Here is a 21,826-nt window from a genome sequence, read left to right as displayed (position 1 = left end):
CCTGAAACTGAAAGGCGACCATGACTTGGGCTGAATTTCTGCCATTGTTTTTTCTGGCTGTGATGGGGCTGTCCCTGCTGGCTTATGTGGTTTTGGATGGTTACGACCTGGGCGTTGGTTTGTTGCTCTTGCAAGCGAGCGACGCCGAGAAGGACACCATGATCGCCAGCATCGGACCGTTTTGGGACGCCAACGAGACCTGGCTGGTGCTGGGTGTGGGCGTGTTGTTGATCGCTTTTCCGATGGCACATGGTTTGGTGCTGCAGGCCTTGTACCTGCCGGTGGCGATGATGCTGATTGGCTTGATCTTGCGAGGCGTGGCGTTTGACTTCCGAGCGAAAGCACCGCTGAAGTACAAGTCGTTCTGGAACCGCGCGTTTTTTGCTGGCTCGCTCATGGCCAGTGCATCGCAGGGCTGGATGCTGGGCAGCTACATCACCGGTTTTGCCAGCGGCCCCCTGGGCTGGGCATTTAGCCTGGGCATTGCCGTCACCTTGCCCGCCGCTTATGTGCTGCTGGGTTCGGGCTGGTTGATCATGAAAACCGAAGGCGATCTGCAGCAAAAAGCCGTGCGCTGGGCGCGGCTTGTGCTGTGGCCCATGGCGGGCGCCTTGCTGGCCATCTCGGCGGCCACCCCCTTGGTGAAGGCGGGCGTTCTGGAGAAATGGTTCGGTGTACCGCAGGTGTTTGCCTTGCTGCCCGTGCCCCTCATGTGCGCCTTGGCTTTTTTTGCCATGCGTTGGGTGCTCACAAGGCCAAATCTGGTCAATGCGGGCTACGGCTGGTTGGTGTTCGCCAATACCGTGCTGATTTTTGTGCTGGCCTTCTTCGGCTTGGCCTACAGCATCTTCCCCGACATCGTGATCGGCCGCATGACGGTGTGGGAAGCTGCCATCAGCACCGCGTCGCTGAATGTGATTTTTTTCGGTGTGGCGATCACCTTGCCGGTGATCATCGGCTACACGGTGTTCATGTACCGCGTGTTTTGGGGCAAGGCGACTGCACTGAAGTACGGTTGAACCTGCTGTGGTGTGCCCGATTCAACGCAAAAAAATGCTCTCGATGTTGGCCGCTGAGAAGTTCTTGCTGAGGACTTCAAAGACTCAAATCAGCGAGAGCACATGTTGGAACACTTGTGCACCTCCCCACAACAGCAACATCACCGAAGCCACCGCCACAACCGTGGCCAGATAACCCGCCAGCAACATCAGACCATCCCGAAGTCGCAGACCCCACGCGATCAAGACGATGGCCAGTGCGGGCAGAACATTGTCAAAGCTGATCACGGGAACTGGAACCATCATCGACAAGCCTGCAACAAAAAGCATTGACCCGTTGAACAGGCGTGCCGGCTTGTTGCTCAAGGGCAGCAAGCGAGGTCGCCAGACCCGAGCGAGCACATGAATGATGCGGTTGACCGTGGCGACCAGTAACGACTGGATGTGCCCATTCATCTCGCGCTTGGCAAGCCAAGCTGGCAATTGCAGAGATTGACCTTTGCAAAGCCCAATGGCTGTCAGCAGGCAAAAAGCCCCAACGGCCGACCCCATGCCGGGCAACGCGACCGGGAACAAAAGCGGCAAGGCCATGAGCCCCAACCACAGCAGCCGCTGCCGGTTGTTCTCGCCAATGGTGTCTGCCAGCGTGCCGCCCATGCGTGCCAGCTGAGCCGAGACCATCCTTTGGACGGTGCTGCGCCGTTTGCTCAGCGTGTTTTCGGGTGAGTTGGCGGATGGTGGAAGTGAGTGGGACATGGTGAATCAAAACACGGCGGCTGGAACCCAATCTCGTCGAAACAAGGGCATTCGACGGCACACGCATGGGCAAAGTTGATAATCTTCAGACCCATTTATTTGATCACACCCCCATGCCCGACACCCGACACTCCAGCGCCATTGGCCTTGATTTGTCAGCCCATTCACGGTTTCAAACCCATTTATCCAGCGTTGCCTTCAAGGGCGACAGCTTGTGGGCCGCAGGCGGGTGCTCTGTGTCGCGCCGGGGGGCTGACCGCCGCGAGAGCGAACTCATGGTATTTGGTGACTTGGAGCTACGTGGCTCATGACGGCTTGTTGGGTTGAGTCAGGCGTCAATGCCTTATCCCCCAAGGTCACGGGCCCGCGGTTTGACCCGGCCGCAGCCCTGCTGTTTGTCATCAACTCATCCTCCGGTGCCCATGACATCCGAGCCAAATGCGCCGTGATTGAATCTGCCCTGTCAGCCCATGGGCGCCGGGGTGAGCTGAGGGTGTGCAGCCCATCAGAACTGCAGCAAGTCGCCACCGAGGCCGCAGCGGTGGCCGTCTCGCGCGGCTCGGCGGTGGTCGCCGTGGGCGGTGATGGCAGCCTGAGCACCGTGGCCCAAGTCGCTCATGCAGCCGGTTGCCCAATAGGTGTCATTCCCTACGGGACCTTCAACTACTTTTCCCGAACGCACGGCATACCCACCGATCCTCAGGCTGCGGCACAGATGCTGCTGAACGCCCAGCCCATCCCCGTTCAGGTGGCTGCCATCAACCACCGCATGTTTCTCGTCAACGCCAGTTTGGGGCTTTACCCTGAACTGTTGCAAGACCGTGAGGCCTACAAAGCTCGGTTTGGCCGCAGCCGCTGGGTGGCGTTTGTGGCCGCTTTTGTGACGCTGCTGCGCGCCCAGCGACGACTGCGTCTGCACATCGAAATCGGTGGCTCGCAGCGCGATGTCCAAACCTTGACTCTTTTTCTCGGCAACAACCGGCTTCAGCTGGCGCAACTGGGTGCAGAGCCAGCAGACACCTTGGCCGGCACCCCCGGCCACGGCAGCATGGCCGCGCTGATGTTGAGGCCCATCGGCACGCTGGCCATGATAAGGCTGATGCTGCACGGTGCCATGGGGCAGCTGGGCGAAGCCGCCGGCGTGGAAAGTTTCGAGTTCCATCGCATGGTGGTCAAACCCAGACTGTCCAGCCCCCGCAAGGAGGTGGTGGTCGCGCTTGACGGCGAGGTGGCGCGGATGCGCTGGCCCATCGACATTCGTGTCCTCGACAAGCCCCTGTTCTTGCTTCAAGCGCGCGGCGCTGCAAACAGGGACAGCGGGTCAGGGATGGGCGCATGAGCGTCGTGCTGCACCTGTCCGACACGCATTTCGGCACCGAGCAGCCGCTGGTGCTTGAGGCATTGGCAACGTTGGCAGCGCAGCAACAACCCGATGTGGTGGTGCTTTCGGGTGACATCACACAGCGAGCCAGGCCCACCCAGTTCAAGGCGGCCAAAGCCTTCATTGACCGAATGGTTGCGCCGGCAGTGGTCATTCCAGACAACCACGACATTGCGTTGTTCGACCTGTGGACAAGGATGACCCAGCCTTATGGGCGTTTTTCCGCCGCGTTTGGGCCCGATCTGGAGCCCGTTTACCAATCGCCAGACTGTCTGGTGGTGGGCGTCAACACCACTCGCGCAGGGCGACACAAGCACGGCGAGGTCTCGGCATCTCAAATGGCGCGGGTGGTCAGCTTGCTGGCAGCCGCCAAGCCGCAGCAGTTGTGTGTGGTGGTGGTCCACCAACCGGCAGCGGTGCCCGTGGCTGGCGAACGAGCCAACCTGCTGCGTGGCCATGAGGCTGCCACACAGGTTTGGGCAGAGGCCGGCGCAGATCTGGTGCTGGGCGGCCACATTCACCTGCCTTTCACCCTGCGCGTAGACGGACTCGCGCGGCGACTGTGGGTGGTTCAGGCGGGCACGGCTGTCTCAACGCGCACGCGACCAGGCGTGCCCAATTCGGTGAATCTTCTGCGCTGGGGTGATGCTGCCACTGCGCTGGCAACCGCCACACCCGCAGCCCCCGTCACGGGCCCCACCTGCCTGATCGAACGGTGGGACTTTTGCGCACACCAGCAGGCGTTTGCGCTGACAGTGGTCACGGCGGTGCAGCCCGAGCGGGGCAACTCCCCTGACTGAAACAGGTGCACTGGCGGCCGACTAAACGGTTTGCCGACAAAGTGGGTGGCTCAGGTGAAAGCGCACGCCAGGTGTCGCGAAACACCGCTTGTTCCACTTTGGCACGCTGTTCGATCGGGCAGGCCACCCGAATCACCAGCACCAGGTGTTCGGGGTCAGAAAAGTCCCACGACACCTTGGTTTTACCAGAGGGCAGGGCAATGAAATTTTCTTCTGATGCCTTGCGAAAGTGGGTCATGGCCTCTTCTTGCCAAGCCGCTGTGGCGTGATCGGCAGCGGCCAAGGCGGCCGCTTCGATGCCGTCCAGATCATGAGAAAAGCGTTCGGGCATCGGAATCCGGATGGCGTGCAGCGCAAAGGCTCCGTTGGGAGACGCGTTGACCAGCGGGTGGGTCAGCAGCAACCCATTGGGAAACTCGGCCACTTTGCCAGTGCGTTGGCCTGCCTTGTCCAGCTCCACCAGCGTGGTTGCAAACATGTCGATATCCACAACCCGTCCGCGCAGTTGGTTGAATTCGATCACGTCGCCAATCTTGTAAGGCTGCACCAGGGTGGCATAAAAGTAGCCGTGGATGCACATCACAAGCTCCTTGCTGACAATCAGAATGGCCCCCGCCACCGCAGCCAACGACAGCGCAAAGCCTGCAATGGTGGACGCCCAGACCGACACGATGATGAGCATGGCCACAAACCAGATCACGTTGCGCACCCACACCAGCTGCATGCGGCGCTTTTCTGCCGAGATCTCCATGCGAGCGAGGTAGCGTGCCCAAAGGTTCGACACCAAGAAGGCCAGGCCAATCAGCACAGCGGTGATGATGACCTTTTCCCACTGCCCGGGAATCCAGGCGGCCAAGCGTTCAAAAATGGACATGGGCATCAGATCAGTAAAGCGGCGATAAAAATTCCCACCATGATGAAAGAAATCACCACTTTGGCGACCAAACCCACCACGATGCCCACCCAAGTGGCCACGCCGACTTTGGCCGCGCGGCCGTGGTCTTTGCGAGCCAGGTACTCCCCCAGTGCAGCACCCACGAGGGGCATGAACAGAACGCCCACGAAGCCCATGAACAGTCCCAGCACGGTGCCCACCGCTGCGCCAATCAGGGCCTGTTGGCTGGCCCCCGCTCTTTGCGCGCCCATCCATCCCGCTGCGTAATCCAAGGCCCAGGCCAACACCGCCAGCACGGTGATCACCGCCAGTGTGGTCATGCTGATCCGGGCAAAGTCGTCAATCCATGCGCCCAGCACGATTCCAGCCCAAACCAGCAAGGTGCCCGGCAGCACAGGCAGCACCGTGCCGGCCAAGCCCAACACCATCAAAACGACACACAACACCCACAGCAACGTTATTTCCACAGACAACTTTCACGATCATGGTTGACCAGCATCCGCCAACAGATGCCGTGAATTTCAACGGCATCAAAGCCACTATGGCACAGGATGGTCGGATCAAAAGCCTGACCGTGAATGCCCGCTGAACCGTGGGCCATTGCGGCAGATTCGTGGGCTTGTTGTTCGTTGGCCTCTGCGATGTGCCAACCTTTCCCGAAACCTTTACGCTTGTGTGTATCCGGTCTATGCAGGTGACTGCCTGAGCGTAGCGGATGCTGTAAATTGAGCCCAATGCCATGCCCATGTCCATCAAAGGGCGCGGTTTTGCCTACTTTGCCTCCCCAGCCACTTAACCCATGAATCCTCCATCTGCTGCACCGATGCGGGCCGACCACCCGCTCAAAGGCATTGCCTGGATGGTGGCGGGGGTGCTCTTGTTGTCGGTCATGGATGCTTTGTCCAAGCATGCGGTGTCCCAGTTGTCGATTCCTGTGTTGATTGCGGCGCGTTCAGCGATGGTGCTGGTTTTGCTGGTGCCCTGGGTGCTGCGCAGTGGGGGCTGGTCGGCTTTGCGCACCCACCGACCTGGGGCGCAGCTCTTGCGCGGCTTGTTGGCAGTGTGTTCGATGCTGGCTTTTTTTGAGAGCCTGCGTTTGTTGCCGCTGGCCACGGTGATCGCCATCAGTTTTGCCGCACCGCTGTTCATGACCCTGTTGTCAGTGCCTTTGCTCAAAGAGCGTGTAGGCGTGCACCGCTGGGGCGCGTTGTTGGCCGGCTTTGTGGGCGTGGGCCTGATCGTTGGGCCGCAGGCGATGGACGGCGAGCTGGGTTGGGGGGCCGGGCTGGCCTTGGTGGCGGCATTTTTTTATGCCGCTTCGATGACCTGTGTGCGCTGGCTTTCCCCCACCGAAAGCGATTTGTCGATGTTGGTTTGGCAGAACATGACGATGGGTCTGGCCGGTGCGGTGGGCTTGTTCTTTGTGCCCCTCGAGGTCGCGCCGGGCATGTGGCCAATCATGGCTTTGATGGCCGTTTTGGTGTTGCTGGGCCAGCGTTGCACCTTCCGGGCCTTTCGGCTGGCACCGGTCGGTGTGGTCGCGCCTTTCCATTACAGCGAGCTGCTGTGGGCGGCCTTGTTCGGGTGGGTGTTTTGGCAGGAGTGGCCGGGGCCCCATGTCTGGTGGGGCGCGTTGTTTGTGGTCGGCGCGGGTTTGTACACTTTGTGGCGTGAGCGCATGCGCACCTTGACTGGCGGTTGACGGGCTTGTTGGATCTCACAAGCCCCAGCCAGACTCAATCGGCATAACCCGGGTTCACTCGGTCAATCACCCGCATCATGGCTTCAAAAAACAGGCGCTCGCGTTCGCTGCGGGGGTGGCGGTCTTGGGGGCTGGGGTTTTTGATGCGCTGAATGACGGATTCGGTCAGCACATTCAGGGGCTGGCCTGTGCCCATGGCCAGCACTTGGGTGCGGCAGGCTTTTTCGAGTTTGTAGAGCCTGCGGTAAGCTTGTGCCACGGTGTCGCCAATCGTCATCACGCCATGGTTTTTCATGAAGAGCACGGTCTTGCCGCCGCTCATGAGCTGCGACAAGCGTTCGCCCTCAGACAGGTCTGCCGCCAGCCCGGTGTAATGGTCGTCGTAGGCGATGGCACCATCAAAGAAGGCAGCTGTTTGGGTGGCCGGCAACAAGCGGTTGGCTTTGAGCATGTTCAAAGCCGTGGCCCAAGGCTGGTGGGTGTGAAGCACCACATTGGCACCCGTGAGGCGGTGCACTGGTGCGTGGATGGATTGCGCTGACAACTCCACCACGCCCGTGCCTTCAAGCGTTTCACCCGCTTCGTTGAAAACCATCATGGTGCTGGCGCGGGCCTCGGACCAGTGCACGCCAAAGGGCGAAATCAGGTATTGGTCTTCACGCCCCGGCACTGCCACGGTGAAGTGGTTGTCGATGCCCTCGTCAAAGTCGTGCATCACGGCCAAACGCAAGGCGGCGGCCAAGTGCACCTTGGCTTGCCAAATGGGGTCATCTTGGGCGCTGGCAGGGGCTTGTGTGGTGCTTGAGGCGGACGACATGGAGACTCTTTCGATGGTTTGAACTGAGCTGCACTCTATGCATGTGCTGGCTGCACAGCTGTCACTTTCGAGGCAAGTGGGCATTCTTCGGAAATATGAAAAAGATCAAACCCTTGGCGCTGCAAACAAATAAGACGCCGATCCGAAGGGCCTGGGTGCATGTTTTGACGCAAGTTCAGGATGTATTGTGAGTTTGCATGGTCATGATTAATCCGGACCTATGAAGTTTGCATGAACGCTTTGTTGTGGGAGCGGCGCCCTCGCCGCGATAGAGCTACGCAGACCACCACCCATCGCCCCGAGGGCGGGGTTACCACACGGATCGCTGTGCTCAAGAAAAGCCTTTCACATCAAACTTCACAGGGCCGGATCAACAGTAAGGGATCGAAGTGCAAGACTCATCTGTCAAACAAACTGCTTGTCCTCACAGCAGGCCCTCATCACAGAGGGTTTGAGTGGGGTTTGATCATGCCATCCAGGTGCTCAAGCTCCTCCAATCGATGCTTTAACCAGTGGAACCCGATGTGCTCTTGCTCCAAGCGCAGCCCCGCGCGAATGCGGTTGTCGCGCAGGTCGTCGTACAGGGCGCGTTCCTCGGGCGTGAGCCGGTGCAAGTCAACGCACAGGGGCTTGTCCTCACTGCCCCAAAAGACGGCGTGGGCATCGAGCGTGGCCCTGTCCATCAAGAATGAGACGACGTGGTCAAAGTGGCTGCGCAGCTGGTCCAGAATGCCAAAGCCGTGGGTGTCGATGTCGCCCCAGTAGTGGATGGGGCAGTGCATGAGCCAATGGCTGCGCGCCAGTGCATCCCAGCCATAGCCCGCGCCAAAAATCACGAGGGCATGGCGCACTGGCGGAAAGGCCAAAAAGTTGGTTTCGTTTTCGGTGATGAAGATACGCTGCACACCGATCGCCAGGCGGCTGAAGCTGTCGGCATCCAGCGTCACGTCGGGGCATTGCACGCCAGGCACCAGCACCATCGCGGGGTCCAGCACACGCAGGCGTATGCGCGTTGGCTTTTGCAAAAATCCATAACGGGCAGGAAACTGGCTGACGCCGGTTTTGTGGGGATTGACCGCGTCCAGTGGCAGCGCCAGATCGAGCAACTCGGTCAGCACGCCGCGATGGGCTTCGATGAATTTGCTGTGAACGCCGGGCACGTCCATCTGGCGCAGGTAAATGCCCGGGCGTGGATGCGCGACCAGCCAGGCCACAACAGCCAGCAAGCGGGGCCATTCGGCGTGCAGGGCCAGCGCTTGCAGCGGATGCTTTGTAACCCAAGGCAACAAGGCGGGGTGGCTTTGCCGCGTGTCGGCCACTTGCGCTGAAAAGCGCTCGCAGTCTTTGCGTTTGCCCAACCAAACCAAGGCTGCTTCCAGCGTTTGCACCCAGACGCAGATCGGCAAGCTTTGCGCGCCTTGGACGCGGTGGTTGAGCGTTTGCCACTCCACACGCACTGCGCCGGGCGGTGCCCATTCGCCAGACAGTTCGGCCACCCATGTGCGCACGTCGTTGAAGCGGTCTGTGATGTCTGCGGAGCTGGGAGATTTGATGGCCAGGCGCAAAGGAAAGCGCACATGGCCGGTGACCGCGTCACGCAGCAGTTCGCCGCGCTCCCATAGCCGCGCCAATTGCGCTTTTAATTCTTTCGGACCGGTCCAGCTCACTGCGCAGGCTCCTGTGCTTCAGGGGTGGAAGGTGTGGAAGGGACTGGTGTGGCTAAGGGCGCTGTGGGGCTGGGTGCCAAGGCCTTTTGCGCCCGGTATTCTTCGATGGACAAATTGCGCAGCTTCGAGGCCCGCCCACCCTCGTTGTGGACAAAGCCAACGCTGGCGACATAGGGTTCGATGATGTGGATTTTTTGAAGCGGCGTGACGATCAGCAACTGCAGGTTGAGTTGCTTAAACAGCTTGAGGCCGTATTGGGCCGACTCGTCCGAACCGCGCCCGAAGGCCTCATCAATGACCACGAAACGGAAAGAACGCGAGCGCACCGCGCCCCATTCCAGGCCAAATTGGTAGGCCAGACTGGCCGCCAAAATGGTGTAGGCCAGCTTCTCTTTTTGCCCCCCTGACTTGCCACCGGAGTCGGAGTAATGTTCGTGCTCGGTCATGTCCTCGCGCCAGCGTTCGCTGGCGGCAAAAAGGAACCAGTTGCGCACGTCGGTGACTTTGGCCGTCCAGCGGCGATCTTGTTCGGACAGGCCTTCGCGGCCCCTGAAGCGGTCAATGATGGCTTTGACTTGCAAGAACTTGGCCTCGGAATACTGTGCATCTTCCGACCCGGTGACCGCGCCTTCGGTGCAGGCGCGCAGTTCTTGCTGGAAGTCGCGGATCTCGGCGTCGGGGCTGGCCTGCGACTCCAACAGAATGAAGCGCCCGGGGTTGTAGTCGATCTCGCCCAGCGATTGGTTGATGTGGGCAATGCGCTCTTTGATGGTTTCGCGCTCACGGGCCAGTTGGGCGTTGAAGTTGGCGATTTCGTTGATGGTGTTGACGTTGAGCAGCTCTTTGAAGCGCGACACAAAGCGCGGCAGGTCGTCGCGGTTGAGCTGCGTGAGCAGGTTTTCGTATTCAAAGGCCCCTGCCAGGCTGGCGTCCATCTCGGCAGTTTCCAGCTTGAAGGTCTCCTTGAAAGAGGCCATGGCTTTGATGATTTTCTCGGCCAGCCGCCGCAGCTTGCTGTCTTCGGCGTCAATGCGTGCTTGCAGCCAAGCGCGCAAGTCTTGCTCGCGGTTGTCGCAGGACTCCACGCTGAGTAGCTGTTCGCCCAAGGCTTCGGTGCGCATGGTTTCGAGCTTGGCGCTCAAGGCCGCGTCGATGGCCACTTCGTGTAGCAGCGCAGCAGTTTGCTGGTGCAGCGCCTGCGCGTCAGCGCGCCGTTGCTCCACCTTGGCGCGCTTGTCGCGCGTGCCCTGCAGTTCTTCCCCGGTTGTCTTGAGTTGCGCCTGCACGCTGCGCAGCTTGTCGTTGAGTTGTTGGAGCACGTCCGAGGCCGATTCCAGTCGATTGCGTTCGTCCACCAGTTGGGCAATCTCGGTGGCCAGGCTGGCCCAATCGAGCTCGTCGAAGGCGGTGAATTCTTCAAGCCGGGTGAGCGCATCTAGGCGGCTGGTGAGTGCAGCGCGTTCGGTTTGGATGGCCGCAATTTGGCCGCCCACTTCAGCGAGCCGCGTTTCGAGTTGCTGGCGCTTGGCTTCCAAGGCCGCAATTTTGGCGCTGTTGCTCCAACCCAGCACGTAGCGGCTTCGGTCCTCAATGCGGTGACGGTCGTCTTTTTCATGCCGGCCACTGGGGTCTTTGATTTGGCCGGCAGGGGTGACGGCGCGGGTCTCGCGGCGGAACTGCTCATGCGTGGCGCAGCAGGCCACGTCAAAACGGATGCTGAGTTCGCGCTCCAGCCAATCGTAGTGGGGCGAGTCGGGCTTGATGGCGAGTTTGCGAACCAAGGAGTCACGGTGCAGGTCAGGCAGTTCGGTGGTTTTGCGTGTGCGTACATGGAAGTAGACCAAGCGGCCCCGCAGGTGGGCGCTGTCGACCCATTCGGCCACGGCTTTGTAATGCGCATCGGGCACCAAGAGCGCCAGGCCAAAGCCGCGCAGCAAACGTTCGGCGGCACCTTCCCAGTCGCGGGCTTCGTCGCGCACCTGAATCAATTCGCCCGCGAACGGCATGTCGTCCACGTTCAGGCCCAGTGCTGCGCAGATGGCGGCGCGGATTTGGATTTGCTGGTCGTCGATGTTGCTGCGCCTGCGCTTGAGGCTGTCGATTTCCCGGCTTTGCTGCGTGTGTTCTTGCTTGCCTTGGCGCAAGGTCACACTGTGTTCGGTCAGGGTGTTTTGCAGGTCGGCATCGCGCTGGCGTGCGTCTTCGCGCCAGCTTTGGTATTGGCTGCGCTGTGTGGCGAAGGTGGCGTCATCACTGGGCAGGGGCTCGCCCAGCACCGCAGCCAGTTCACCATAGCGGCGGGCCTTGGTTTGGCGGGTGTCGCGCAACTGCTCTTTTTGGCGAATCTCGGCGGCAAGGCGCTCCAACCGGTCGCCGCCGTTGTCGTTGATCGCTTGCTTGAGTTCATCCACTTTCTGGCCTTGTGTCTCGTGCATGGCAGCCAGTTTGTGGACCTGTGCATCCACGCGTTCCCACTCTTGCGCCAGTGAGGTCAATCGCTTGTCGAGCAGTTCCAGCTTGAGGCCCGCAAAGTAGGGGCGCAGACGGTCGCGGCATGCACGCAAGTTGTCAACCTCGGCAGCCAATGCGCTGTGGCGGCTGCAATCGGCGATCAAAGGCGTGAGCAATTCCACTTGGGCTTTGATTTTCAGGATGGCCTGGTGGGCGCGGTTGAGGTCGTCAAAGTGGCCGATCAAGGCCTGCAGGCGCGGGGCCACCTCGAAGGGTTCGAGCATGTGGCTGCGCACGAAGTCCGTCAGATTGCCGACCGATTTCATCGACACGGTCTGGTGGAAAAGCTCCAGTGCCTGGTCGTTTTCGATGCCAAAGCGCCTGCGAAACCAGGCCGCATACGGCGGAAAGCTGTCGTGCAGTTCTGCGCCCAGGCCGCGCAGCCGCTTGCGCAGTTGAGCGATGTCGGAGCCGAAATGGGCGAAGTCCGCCGCAATCGAAAGCGCACGCTCGGCCCCCAAAAAGAAGCGCGCGGGTTGCCCCTGGGCTTCTTTCATCCAGAACACCTGGGCCAGCGTCACCGTCTGGTCGTAGCCTGCGTTGTGGAACACACCCAAGATCACCGAGTAGCTGTTGGGGTCGCGCAGACTCACCGGCTTGGCTGCGCCAGTGACCTCGTTGCGTTCGGATTTGTAATGCCCCAGCACGTAGGAGCGCAGCGTGCGTTCCTTGCTGTCCGCACCTGCGGCCTTGTTGTAGGCGATGCGGTTGGCAGGCACCAGCAAGGTGGTGATGGCATCGACCAAGGTGGACTTGCCCGAGCCAATATCGCCCGTGAGCAGGCCGTTCTTGCCGTCGAGTTGCAGCGTCCACACCCGGCTGTCGAAGGTGCCCCAGTTGAACACCTCCAGCCGGGTCAGCCGAAAGCCTGTCAAGGTGTCATCGGCCAGAAAGTCCAAGCCTACGGATTGCGGCTCAATCATGCTTGAGCCCTTCCTTGTTGTTGCTCACGCCTGCCAGCTCAGACTGGTAGCTGGCCAGGCGCGCATCGAATTCGGCCAGCCATTGGGCGTCCACAAAGGCCTTGAGAATGCGCCGCACCTCGTAACTGGCCTGCCCGGCGGCAGCGCCACCGGCGGGTTTGAGTTTGTGCAAAAAACCCAGTTCGGCCACTTTGTTGATGGTGGTCTCGATCTGGTCGATGAGCTTGGTTTCGTTCGTGCCGTCGGGCAGGAACACGCGCACCAGCTCAACCACATCGTCACGCGATAGCACCAGCCGCCCCGCGTGGGCGTCTTGGCCGCCGCCTGCGTCGAACTCGGCGAGTTTTTTGCGCAGCAAAGCCAGCAACAAACTCACAGCGAAAGACAGCGGTCGGCGTGCCACCAAGCGAGGCAGGCGGGGCGCGGCTTCGTCGTCGGCCGCTTCGGGACGGCTCTTCAAGAAGGCATAGCCCTCGGCTTCGTCCAGCACCAACTCAAGGTTCAGCACCGCCACGTAATCACGCACCCGCGCTTGCAGGTTCAGCAGGCCCGCCCACAGGCGTTCGTCGGCATCGCGGTAGAGCACGCTTTTGAGCAGGTTGATCAGCAACACCGACAAATCAGAAGAGGGCGTCACCATGGGCTGCAACTGCGGATAGGTCGCTGGGGTGTTCAATAATTCATCGTCCATACAGGGCCTTGGTTTTTGTTCTTGTTCAGCGCATGAAAATCACGCGGGGCAGGCGAGCGCTGCGGGTGATGGTTTGGCCATCGGTGGCCAGCGTTTGCCAGTGGATGGGCTCGGGCCTGTCTTCGTCCACCACGGTGCTGAAGCTGGCACTGCCCAGTTGCAGATAGGCCACCAATTCGGCCAAGCCCTGTTGCAGGGGCTGGCTGGCTACCAGCTCGGCCAAGGTGATCTGTGCGCGGTCTTGCAGGGCGTGGCGGATATGGCGGCCAAGCCGCGCCGCGTCAACCACCACTTGGTCAAACAGCTTGGCCGGGTCGATGTCTTCATCGCCCGCCTGCAACACCAAGTCGGCAATCACCGGTTGAGCGCTTGGGGTGAACAGGGGGCGCTCCATGGGCAGTGCAATGTCTGCGCTGGCCTGCGCCATTTCCATCACGTTGCTGGGTGCAGGCGCATCGCGCAGCGCCAGCGCCTTGCTTTCGATGCCATGCAAAATGTCCATGATGCGGCGGTTTTCCAGCCAGGCCTGGTCATCGAGAAAACGGCGCAATTGCTGGGACAAGGCGGCGACGGTGCGCTGGGTATGTTCGCCCGCTTCCATCCAGTCGTAGTGAACGCGGCGGGTGCGGGCGTCAGGGTTCAGGTGGGCCACAGCGGGCAGTGCCAGCACGCGATCAAGCAGCGCGGTCAACTCCTCTTGTCTGCGGCTGGACAGCAAAAAATCCCAGAAGGCGCGAAAGCTCTTGCCCTGGTCGGAATCGGCAATGGCATCGCGCTCACCCATGATGTCTTCGAGCAGCGCGCCCTTGCTCCCCTCCCACAGCGCGATGCGCTCGCGCACACGCCGGTCCAACTGGCGAAAGTTGAACTCCACCTCGCGAAAGTCCGTCAGCAACTCGCGCGCACCTTGTGTGAATTGCTGAAAACGGTCCTTGAGCGCCGTGTCGTCCAGCAGCAGCACATCACCCGACTGCACCCGGGCGATTTCGGCGTCGATTTCATCGCGCTTTTTCTGCAGCTCGGCGATGCGCTTGGCCGGGTCGGCTTCGCTGCCCTCGCTCATTTGTTTGAGCAGGTCAAACAGCGTGAGCAAGCGGGACTCGGTGCCCACGAATTGGCGCTCGCTCAGCTGCGCCAACCAGGCGATGGCCTTTTCGGTGGCGGGCGTCAAATCGAACTGCGCCTCGTCCGTGCCCGAGCGGTAAAACTTGCGCAGCCAGCCCTTGTCGGGCGCAGCCCAATCGTTCAGATACTCCAGCGCCGACTTGGGGAATGCGGTTTCACCCAGGTGCAGGCGCAAGGCATACAAGGCGTCTTCCAGCGCCTCGGCCAAATCTGCCGCCGCCATCACCCGCACATTAGGTACCACGAACACCCGGTGCAAAAAACTGGCCACCAGCGGCGCATGGTCCGAGCGCAACAGCCGCCACGCCGGGTGGTGGGTACGCAAGTTGTCAAGGGTGGTGTAGTCAAGGGACATGGATCAGTTCAGATTCTCAGGCACTTGCCTAGCACGGTATGTTGGACCATAAGAGCAGACCCCTGCATTGGTTGAAGCGATCAGGGCACCTGGGTAGATTCACCGTTGCCAGCGGCTGCGCTCAATCACGACAGGCCGCACTGGTTTTGACGTTTCATCGCTCACGCCATTGATCGTGGGTGATTGCAGCATGTGAGCCCACCTTGTCCCAAGCCGCTTGGGCAGCGCCAGCGTTGCTCGCAGCAGCGCGTTGCTCAAAAAATTTAGCGGTTTCCATTGCACTGATTTTTTCAGCAATGGCCACCACAAAAAATTGGTTCATGGTGGTGTCGTCAGCGGCTGCAATTCGCTTGGCAGCTTGTTTGAGCGATTCGGGAAGACGCAGAGCATAGCTACTCATGGGATAGGTTTCCTTGTGACACTGAGACCAAAATGTTGAAAAGTTTGTTCTGGGTTGAGTACGGGGATGCCAAATAGCTTGGCCGGACCAAAGTCACGCAGGTTGTAAGTGACGATGCCGTGGGCTTGGGCATTGGCTGCAGCTTCCAGCACCATTTCATCGGAAGGGTCACGCAATTGGGGTCGCCATTGGTAATGCGTGCTGACTGGCTCAATGATTCCTGCCAATTCGCTCAAAATTGCGTCGATGTCGCTGGCTGAAAGGCCTGATGCCATCAATTGGTTTTCTCGCTTGAGGACATCCTCATACTCCAAAAACAGTGCAGGGCTGCAACACATCGTGACCAGCCCAAACCGAATGAGTTGTAGGAGAGCGAAAGATGGCCCATTGCGGTTACGTGTTGCCGCCACAAGAATGTTGGTATCGATGACAAGTTTGGAGGAATTTTTCATATCGTCGGTGATGTGATTATTCTCATCGATTGGAACTTGTCAATCAAAAAGCAAATGGAGGGGCCAGGTCATTTCCTCGGCGGCGGCGGGGTGTCCATTCATGCAGGCGACATGCTTGACGTGATCGCGCTGTCTGATATCAAGACTGAGCAGTCCGTCAGAGGAAACACCAAGGCTTTTTGTATTGTCCAGATGCCACAGATCCCAAAGCATGCCTCTCATGCCAATGACCAGCCCAAGCCCATCCAACTGTGGGTGAGGGGCAGGGTTAAGGAGGTGATGTTGTCCTCAGCCCTGTCCATCCCTCATAAAACCCGCGTGTCAGCGGGACATGCGGGCCAAAAACCAGTGCGCCACAAGGGCCGCGACCACCAAGGCCAGGCTGACCACGCCCCACAACACCCACACCAGCGGCACGATCCAGCCCGTCAGACTGCTGGCAGAGGGCATCATGGTGTTCAACCCCTGCACCGCAGCCAACCAAGTGGCCTGCATGTCGGCCACCAGGGCCCGGTCCACCCAAGGGCTGAGCCAGGCGGGGATGGGCCACTGCCCCAGCGCCTGCGCAGCGCTGCTGATTTGCCCCTCAGCCACTGACGACAAGAGCCAAGCGACCAATCCCGCAGACATGGCTGCAAAACCGGTCCACAGGGCCAGCAGCGCTGCCAAAACCACCCACAACACGATTTTCATGGTGCCCTTTCAGTGAACGCCAAGGCTGGCGGGCGCTGTTGTGCGCAAGTCGTTTGTGGCCATCCGTTGGGGCCATGCACCGGCCAATGCATCGAGCATGAGCATTTCGTTGTCGGCCACATGACCGTCTGATTGGATGAGTGCTGCGCACAAATTCAGCACTTGTTGCTGGATTTCAGGGTGGGTGATTTCGTACAAGAGTTCCAGGCGAATGTGTTCGTCCAATTGTGATGAGCCGGTCCAGGGGCCACGGTGTGACACCAGCAGGTCTTGGCAAAAGCCTTCCAGCACATCGGCGAAATGGCTGGTATCCAAGCCGAGACGTCGTGTGACCTTGAGGGTGTCCACGGCGTGCAGTTCGGTCATGGACAGGTGGCCGTCAGCCAGCAAGGCCATGGCCACGACGCGTGCCGCTGCTTGTGGGCTGTTGGGGGTGTAAGAGCGCATGTCATGGACCTTTCAAAGTCGGGCTTGGACCTGTTCACACGGTGTGCACGGGTCAGCCGTGTTCGGACTTTAAACACAACAACACTTCTTAAAAATCAGAGTAAAACTGATTTTTATTCCTTTAATTAAGGAATGGTTGAAGATCGTTTTCAGCTCGGTCTGAAAGTGGTGAGGGTTTGCGACAAACGCGAATGCCCCACACCGCCGCCTTTTTCCACCCTGATCTGGGCTGGAATGCGTTCTTTCAGGGCTTCCACATGGCTGATGATGCCAATCATCTTGCCGCTGGCATTCAGGGTGTCCAAGGCGCTCAGGGCGATTTCCAGGGTGTCGCCATCCAGGGTGCCAAAGCCTTCGTCCAGGAAGAGCGAGTCGATGGAGGTTTTGTGGCTCACCAGGTCGGACAGGGCCAAGGCAAGGGCCAGGCTGACCAGAAAACTCTCACCACCAGAAAGGGTGCGCGTGTCACGAGCCACATCGCCTTGCCACGCATCCACGATGTCCAGCTCCAGTTCGCCCAGTTTTTTGCGGCGCAGCAGGTAGCGCCCGTGCAGGCGAGCGAGGTGTTGGTTGGCCAGTTGCAGCAAGTGGTCCAGGGTCAGGCCTTGGGCAAATTTGCGGAATTTGTCGCCCTTGGCCGAGCCGATCAGCCCGTCCAGGCGTTGCCACAGGTCTGAATCGCTGGTGTGTTGCTGGATTTGCGCCCACAAAGCTTCTTGGCTGCTGCGCAGTTGTTGGTCTTGGGTCAACAGTGCGCGGTGGGCGCCGATCATTTCGTTGTGGCGGCTGCGTTCTGCCTGCAGTGCGCTCAGTTGAGCCTCGACCTCTTGTGCGCTTTGCAAGGTGGGCGTTTGGGCTTGCAGCTCGGCTTGCTTGGCCAAGGCCGCTTGCAACAAAGCATCTGCGCTTTGCCGTGCGTGGCTCAGTTGGTCTTTTTGGGCCAACAGACTTTGCCGCAGGGCGTCGGGCAGCAGGGCGGCCTCGAATGCGGCCTGATCGGAAAAAGGGCTGGCTTGCAAGGCGGTCTGCCAGTTGTGCGCGGCCGCTTCAAGTGCCAGGTTTTGTTGGTGCCTTGTGGCTTGTGTCTGGGCTTGGCGACCTTCTGTTTCGGCCAGGGCTTGAGCAAGCCCTGCAATGGCTTGTGTGCTCGCGGCCAAGGCAGCGGGCAAGGCCTCTTCGGGCAGGGCGGGCAGGGGCGATGCCAAGTCTGCAGTCAGCATGCCCCCCAAACCTGCGGCCTGGCTGTGCAGTGCGTCCCAGCGCTGCGCCCAGGCCAAGGCTTGCTCGTGTGCGATGTCACTTTGGGCTTGTTGCCCGGTGATGCTGGGGCGCAGCCGCTGGATGCGTTGTTGCTTGTCCTGCCAGTGCTGCCATTCGGCACTGCGTTCGCTCAGCCATGGGGCAGGATCTGCGGGCATGGTGTGGCCGGCAGCGCTCAGCTCGGCTTGCAGCTGTGCCCTGGCCCGGTCGATGTCGGCTTGTGTGGTGGCCAGGTCGGCGTGCAGCTGGTTTTGGTGGGTTTGCGCAGTGTCTGCGGCTTGATGGCGCAAGTTGAGTTGGTGCTCGGCCGCCTGCAGGGCTTGAACGTTTTGGGCGTGCAGGGCCATGGCCCGTTGCAGGCCTTCTTCACCCGCTTCAGCGGCTTGCAGGTCCGCACCCGCTTGCGCCAAAAGAGTGGCGGCGGTTTGTTGCCGAGCCACCAGTGTGGTGGGGTCTTGCCAGGCCTTCGGGTCCAGGGGTGGGCTGGCCAGGGGCGCAGCGCGGGTCTGTGCCAGGGCTGCATCCCAAGCTGATTGCCACTGCGCCAGGTGCTTTGCTGTGTCTTGTTGCTGGCGCAGCTGAGTCTGATGAAGGGCTTTGTCGCCCTCCAGCTGGGTCGCCAAGGCTTGGCCCTGGGCCACCAGCTGGTCCAGCGCGGTTTGCTTTTCCAGCAAGGCTGCTTCTGTGGCCGAGATGTCCAAGGCTGTGTAGGCGGCGACAGCCGGGTGCTCCACCGACCCACAAAGCGGGCAGGCGTCACCGGCTTGCAAGGCCTGGCGGTGCTGGTCCAGGCTTCGGATCAGGCGCTCTTGCGTCAGCAAGGTTCGTTTGTCCGCCACTTGTTCTTTCAGGTCGCTGTGACGGTCCAGCAACACGCGGCGCTGGGCTTCTTGCGACAAGATGGCAGCGGCTGTGGTGTGCAGCTGCTGTGCCAGCTCGGTTTGCCGCAGTGTCATCTCGCGGCCTTGTTGCGCCAGCTGCACGATGTGCCGGGCGGCACCCTCTTGGGCATGTGCGCTTTTCCAGTGATCACGCAGCACCGACAGCGTCAAGCCACGCAAACGCTGGTTCTGGGCCGTTTGGGCCTCGTCTTGCGCCTGGGCCGATGCGTCTTGCGCCTGCCTTGCCTGCTGGACCCGGTCGGTTTGCTGTGTGATGTCTTGCCGCAACTTGTCGGCGTCAGCTTGCAGGGCTTTGAGCTTGCTTTGCTGGGCTTGGGCTTGGCTGTGGCGCGAGTGCAGTTGTTCAAACTGCTGACGCCAACTGCCCAGCTGCTCGCCGAGTTGGGCGTGTTGGGGGTGCTGTGCGCAGTTGTCCACCAGGCGCTGGTGCTCGGCTTGCAGGTCCGTCAAGCGCTTTTGCGCCACCGAAGCCAGGGTGGCGGACAAGGTTTTGGCGCGGTCGTGTTGGTGCAGCTGCGCTTTGAAGTCGCTGTCACGTTGCGCTTGCAATTGCACCAGCAGGGTTTGGGTCTGTTCAAGGGCCTTGCGGGCTTGTTCACGCGCGGTGTGAGGCCCTTGGAGCGCTTGGGCCGGTTCGCTTTGGGCCAAGCGCAGCAGGTCGGGCCCCGCGTTTTGCCACGCTGCGTGAGCGCTGCTGTGTGCGGTTTGTGCGGCCTGTACCTCTTGGCTTTTTTGCGCCAGTTCGTGGTGCCATTGGCGCTGGGCTTGGGCCAAGTCCCAGGCCGTTTGCAAGCTGGCCAAAGCCGCGGACCACTGGTCCAAGTCGGCCTGCATGGCCTCACGCGTGTCGGCGGGCAGCAAGGTCACGCCGTCGGCGCGGGCCTGAAGCTGCTCCAGTTGCTGCTTGGCTTGGCGCGCGAGCTCAAACACCCGGCTCGAAATGCGGCCATAAATGTCTGTGCCCGTCAGCTCTTCAAGCAATTCGGCGCGGTCGTTGGCGCTGGCGTTCAAAAAGGCCGCAAAGCCGCCTTGTGCCAAAAGCATGGACCGTGTAAAGCGCCCAAAGTCCAGGCCCGTGATCTCGGCCACGCGCTTGATTTTGTCGTGACTCTGAGCGCTCAAGATGAGGCCTTGGCCCGTCGCCGGGTCCACGCTCGAGAGTTCGACTTTGGGGTTTTGCAACTCGCCGTCTGCTCTGTCGCGTGCACGCCGTTGGCTCCAAAAAGCCCGGTAAACCGAGCCCTTGACTTCAAACTCCACCTCGGCCAAACAGTCGGCCGTGTGTCGCGTCATGATGTCGTTGGCCGACTTGGAGACGCTTTTAAGGCGCGGCGTCTCGTGGTAGAGCGCCAGGCAAATGGCATCGAGCAAGGTGGATTTGCCCGCACCGGTTGGCCCGGTGATGGCAAACAGGCTGTTGTCGGTGAAGGGGGGCAAGGTGAAGTCAATGGCCCATTCGCCCTTGAGCGAGTTCAGGTTTTTCAGGCGCAGCTTGAGGATCTTCATGCCGACACCTCGGTGATGCCGCTGAGCACTTCGCGAAATCGCTGGCCCAAGGCCGTGTTCAGATCGCCGGGTAAGTCTTCGAGCGCCAAGCGCCTGGCAAACACCTCTTCGGGGCTGAGTTCGTCCAGGGTTTCCAGCGCCGCGTTGGGCAGGGCAGCCGGGGTGTTGTTGCGTTGACGGCGCACCCGCAGCACTTCAAGGGGCAGGCCCTGCGTGAGGCTGCCCAGGCGGGCGGGCAGATCGGACAAATAATCGTCCTCGGCCACGGTCACCTCCAGCCATGCGGGTTTTTCGGGGCTGCCTTGGGCCGCGGCCAGGGGCATGGACTCGGCCAGTTGCGCCAAATTGCCTGTCAGGCTGATGAGGGGCTGAAACCTGGGCACCGGCAAGGGGGTGACGGCAAGCAAACCCGTGGCGTCCAGGTCCACCCGCAGCATTTCCTTTTGCTGCAAGGCTTCGTCAAAGCCAAGCGGGATCGGTGAGCCGCAGTAGCGGATGTGTTCCAGGCCCCCCACTTTTTGGGGCTTGTGGATGTGCCCCAAGGCGATGTAGTCGGCGGGTGGAAACGCGGCGGTGGGAAAGGCCTCCAGTGAACCCACATAAATTTCACGCACCGATTCATTGCTGCTGGCACCCACGGTGGTGAGGTGCCCGGTGGCCATGATTGGGATGCGCCACCCCAGTTGTTGCTGCAATTGGTCTTGGCGGACAAGTGCCGCCTCGTACACGCTTTGGTAGAAGGCTTCCATGGCGCTTTGCATGGCCAGTTGCTTGTCTTGCGCACTTTGCCCGGCTTGGCTTTGCACCACATCGCGCGGTCGGATGAAGGGCACGGCGCAAACGATGCAGCCCGCCTCGCCATGGCGTTGGGGCAACACCAGCACATGCTGGGCCGGCTCGCTGACAGCGGCCACAAGGTGGGTGTTCAGCACGCTCAGCAACGATCGGTTTTCCCCCAAAGTGGCCACCGAGTCGTGGTTGCCCCCCAGCAGCAGCAGGGCCACCCCGGCGCGGTGCAATTGGGCCACCATGTCGCAGTACAACTCGCGGGCATAACTGGGCGGGGCGCCGGCATCAAAAATATCGCCTGCGATGAGCACAGCGTCGACCTGGTGTTCTTCGACTTGCACCAGCATCCACCGGATCAAGGCCTGGTGTTCGGCTTGGCGGCTCTTGCCCATGAAGTGCTGGCCCAAATGCCAGTCAGAGGTGTGGAGGATGCGCATGGGGACTTGAATGCAAAGGGCCGGCAATGGGGGCGGTTCAGCTCGCCATCAATAGCACCTGAAGGTGGTGGGTGTAAGGGTTGTCTTGCGTGATTTGGGTCACGGCCAGTGTGACCTGATCGTCTGCAAACAAGGCATGAACGGTCGAATAATCGAGTGAATTGTCGGGGTCGTTGATGTGAATGTGGCGCAATTGGTGCTGGGTCACCCAAGCTTCAATTTCGATGGCCTCCATCACTTCCCAGGCCTCTAAGAACAAAGTGGCCACCCCCATGTGGTGGCCTTGCTTTGCGGAACCGATGTGCATGTGGGTATCGCT

The 21,826-nt window shown here is 60.6% G+C and carries 21 protein-coding genes; 5 read left to right on the top strand and 16 right to left on the bottom strand.

Annotated elements, in window-relative coordinates; translation table 11 throughout:
* The first annotated feature begins 20 nt into the window (after positions 1 to 20).
* Complete coding sequence (locus AMM41_RS18545; RefSeq protein WP_089962887.1) at positions 21 to 1,019, top strand: cytochrome d ubiquinol oxidase subunit II; 999 nt, start codon at positions 21 to 23, stop codon at positions 1,017 to 1,019.
* Between the two features lie 84 nt (positions 1,020 to 1,103).
* Here AMM41_RS18545 and AMM41_RS18540 read toward each other — a convergent pair whose 3' ends face one another.
* Positions 1,104 to 1,754 (bottom strand): exopolysaccharide biosynthesis protein, encoded by a 651-nt coding sequence (locus tag AMM41_RS18540; RefSeq protein ID WP_228769354.1) that lies wholly within the window; start codon positions 1,752 to 1,754, stop codon positions 1,104 to 1,106.
* A 113-nt stretch (positions 1,755 to 1,867) separates the two neighbouring features.
* On the opposite strand from AMM41_RS18540, the gene AMM41_RS18535 reads away from it, so the two are divergent.
* The 3 genes from AMM41_RS18535 to AMM41_RS18525 are packed head-to-tail and all read left to right on the top strand — an operon-like array spanning position 1,868 to position 3,935.
* On the top strand, positions 1,868 to 2,065 hold the full coding sequence (locus tag AMM41_RS18535) for a hypothetical protein (protein ID WP_089962884.1): 198 nt from the start codon (positions 1,868 to 1,870) through the stop codon (positions 2,063 to 2,065).
* Positions 2,062 to 3,093 (top strand): diacylglycerol/lipid kinase family protein, encoded by a 1,032-nt coding sequence (locus AMM41_RS18530; RefSeq protein ID WP_089962882.1) that lies wholly within the window; start codon positions 2,062 to 2,064, stop codon positions 3,091 to 3,093. Before AMM41_RS18535 ends, AMM41_RS18530 begins: the two co-directional genes overlap by 4 nt.
* On the top strand, positions 3,090 to 3,935 hold the full coding sequence (locus tag AMM41_RS18525; protein WP_089962879.1) for a metallophosphoesterase family protein: 846 nt from the start codon (positions 3,090 to 3,092) through the stop codon (positions 3,933 to 3,935). Before AMM41_RS18530 ends, AMM41_RS18525 begins: the two co-directional genes overlap by 4 nt.
* On the opposite strand, the gene AMM41_RS18520 is transcribed toward AMM41_RS18525, so the two are convergent.
* Positions 3,895 to 4,809, bottom strand: coding sequence for a mechanosensitive ion channel family protein (locus tag AMM41_RS18520; RefSeq protein ID WP_228769353.1), 915 nt, complete (start codon positions 4,807 to 4,809; stop codon positions 3,895 to 3,897). The two genes, AMM41_RS18525 and AMM41_RS18520, sit on opposite strands and share 41 nt — an antisense overlap.
* 5 nt (positions 4,810 to 4,814) lie before the next feature.
* Positions 4,815 to 5,297, bottom strand: coding sequence for a DUF456 domain-containing protein (locus AMM41_RS18515; RefSeq protein WP_089962937.1), 483 nt, complete (start codon positions 5,295 to 5,297; stop codon positions 4,815 to 4,817).
* Between the two features lie 332 nt (positions 5,298 to 5,629).
* Here AMM41_RS18515 and AMM41_RS18510 point away from each other — a divergent pair, with 332 nt between their 5' ends.
* Positions 5,630 to 6,532 (top strand): DMT family transporter, encoded by a 903-nt coding sequence (locus AMM41_RS18510; protein WP_089962874.1) that lies wholly within the window; start codon positions 5,630 to 5,632, stop codon positions 6,530 to 6,532.
* 34 nt (positions 6,533 to 6,566) lie between these two features.
* Here AMM41_RS18510 and AMM41_RS18505 read toward each other — a convergent pair whose 3' ends face one another.
* From AMM41_RS18505 to AMM41_RS18445, 13 genes are all read right to left on the bottom strand, one after another.
* Positions 6,567 to 7,349 (bottom strand): class II aldolase/adducin family protein, encoded by a 783-nt coding sequence (locus tag AMM41_RS18505; protein ID WP_089962872.1) that lies wholly within the window; start codon positions 7,347 to 7,349, stop codon positions 6,567 to 6,569.
* A gap of 440 nt (positions 7,350 to 7,789) precedes the next feature.
* Positions 7,790 to 9,016, bottom strand: a complete 1,227-nt coding sequence (locus AMM41_RS18500) for a DUF3322 domain-containing protein (protein WP_089962869.1) — start codon at positions 9,014 to 9,016, stop codon at positions 7,790 to 7,792.
* On the bottom strand, positions 9,013 to 12,450 hold the full coding sequence (locus AMM41_RS18495) for an ATP-binding protein (protein WP_089962866.1): 3,438 nt from the start codon (positions 12,448 to 12,450) through the stop codon (positions 9,013 to 9,015). The genes AMM41_RS18500 and AMM41_RS18495 overlap by 4 nt, the downstream gene beginning before the upstream one ends.
* Complete coding sequence (locus tag AMM41_RS18490) at positions 12,443 to 13,090, bottom strand: DUF4194 domain-containing protein (RefSeq protein WP_089962935.1); 648 nt, start codon at positions 13,088 to 13,090, stop codon at positions 12,443 to 12,445. The genes AMM41_RS18495 and AMM41_RS18490 overlap by 8 nt, the downstream gene beginning before the upstream one ends.
* A gap of 76 nt (positions 13,091 to 13,166) precedes the next feature.
* Entirely contained in the window at positions 13,167 to 14,621 is a 1,455-nt protein-coding gene (locus tag AMM41_RS18485) for a DUF3375 domain-containing protein (protein WP_089962863.1), read from the bottom strand.
* A 154-nt stretch (positions 14,622 to 14,775) separates the two neighbouring features.
* A complete protein-coding gene (locus AMM41_RS18480) occupies positions 14,776 to 15,021 on the bottom strand; it encodes a hypothetical protein (RefSeq protein WP_089962860.1) in 246 nt (81 codons plus the stop codon).
* On the bottom strand, positions 15,018 to 15,473 hold the full coding sequence (locus tag AMM41_RS18475; RefSeq protein ID WP_089962858.1) for a putative toxin-antitoxin system toxin component, PIN family: 456 nt from the start codon (positions 15,471 to 15,473) through the stop codon (positions 15,018 to 15,020). Before AMM41_RS18475 ends, AMM41_RS18480 begins: the two co-directional genes overlap by 4 nt.
* Positions 15,474 to 15,512: 39 nt before the next feature.
* Positions 15,513 to 15,686 carry a hypothetical protein gene (locus tag AMM41_RS18470; RefSeq protein ID WP_194944867.1) on the bottom strand — a complete coding sequence of 58 codons (174 nt, stop codon included), beginning with the start codon at positions 15,684 to 15,686 and terminating at the stop codon, positions 15,513 to 15,515.
* Positions 15,687 to 15,794: 108 nt separating this feature from the next.
* On the bottom strand, positions 15,795 to 16,166 hold the full coding sequence (locus tag AMM41_RS18465) for a hypothetical protein (RefSeq protein WP_089962853.1): 372 nt from the start codon (positions 16,164 to 16,166) through the stop codon (positions 15,795 to 15,797).
* A gap of 9 nt (positions 16,167 to 16,175) precedes the next feature.
* Complete coding sequence (locus AMM41_RS18460) at positions 16,176 to 16,613, bottom strand: tellurite resistance TerB family protein (protein ID WP_089962850.1); 438 nt, start codon at positions 16,611 to 16,613, stop codon at positions 16,176 to 16,178.
* 149 nt (positions 16,614 to 16,762) lie between these two features.
* Positions 16,763 to 20,281 (bottom strand): AAA family ATPase, encoded by a 3,519-nt coding sequence (locus AMM41_RS18455; RefSeq protein WP_089962847.1) that lies wholly within the window; start codon positions 20,279 to 20,281, stop codon positions 16,763 to 16,765.
* A complete protein-coding gene (gene sbcD / locus AMM41_RS18450; protein ID WP_089962845.1) occupies positions 20,278 to 21,507 on the bottom strand; it encodes an exonuclease subunit SbcD in 1,230 nt (409 codons plus the stop codon). The genes AMM41_RS18455 and sbcD overlap by 4 nt, the downstream gene beginning before the upstream one ends.
* A 37-nt stretch (positions 21,508 to 21,544) precedes the next feature.
* Positions 21,545 to 21,814, bottom strand: coding sequence for a hypothetical protein (locus AMM41_RS18445; protein ID WP_089962843.1), 270 nt, complete (start codon positions 21,812 to 21,814; stop codon positions 21,545 to 21,547).
* Positions 21,815 to 21,826 lie beyond the last annotated feature (12 nt).

Source organism: Limnohabitans sp. 2KL-3 (assembly GCF_001269405.1).
GTDB lineage: Bacteria > Pseudomonadota > Gammaproteobacteria > Burkholderiales > Burkholderiaceae_C > Limnohabitans_A.
The sequence above is the reverse complement of the archived record's forward strand: the minus strand, read 5'-3'. Positions and strand labels throughout refer to the sequence as shown.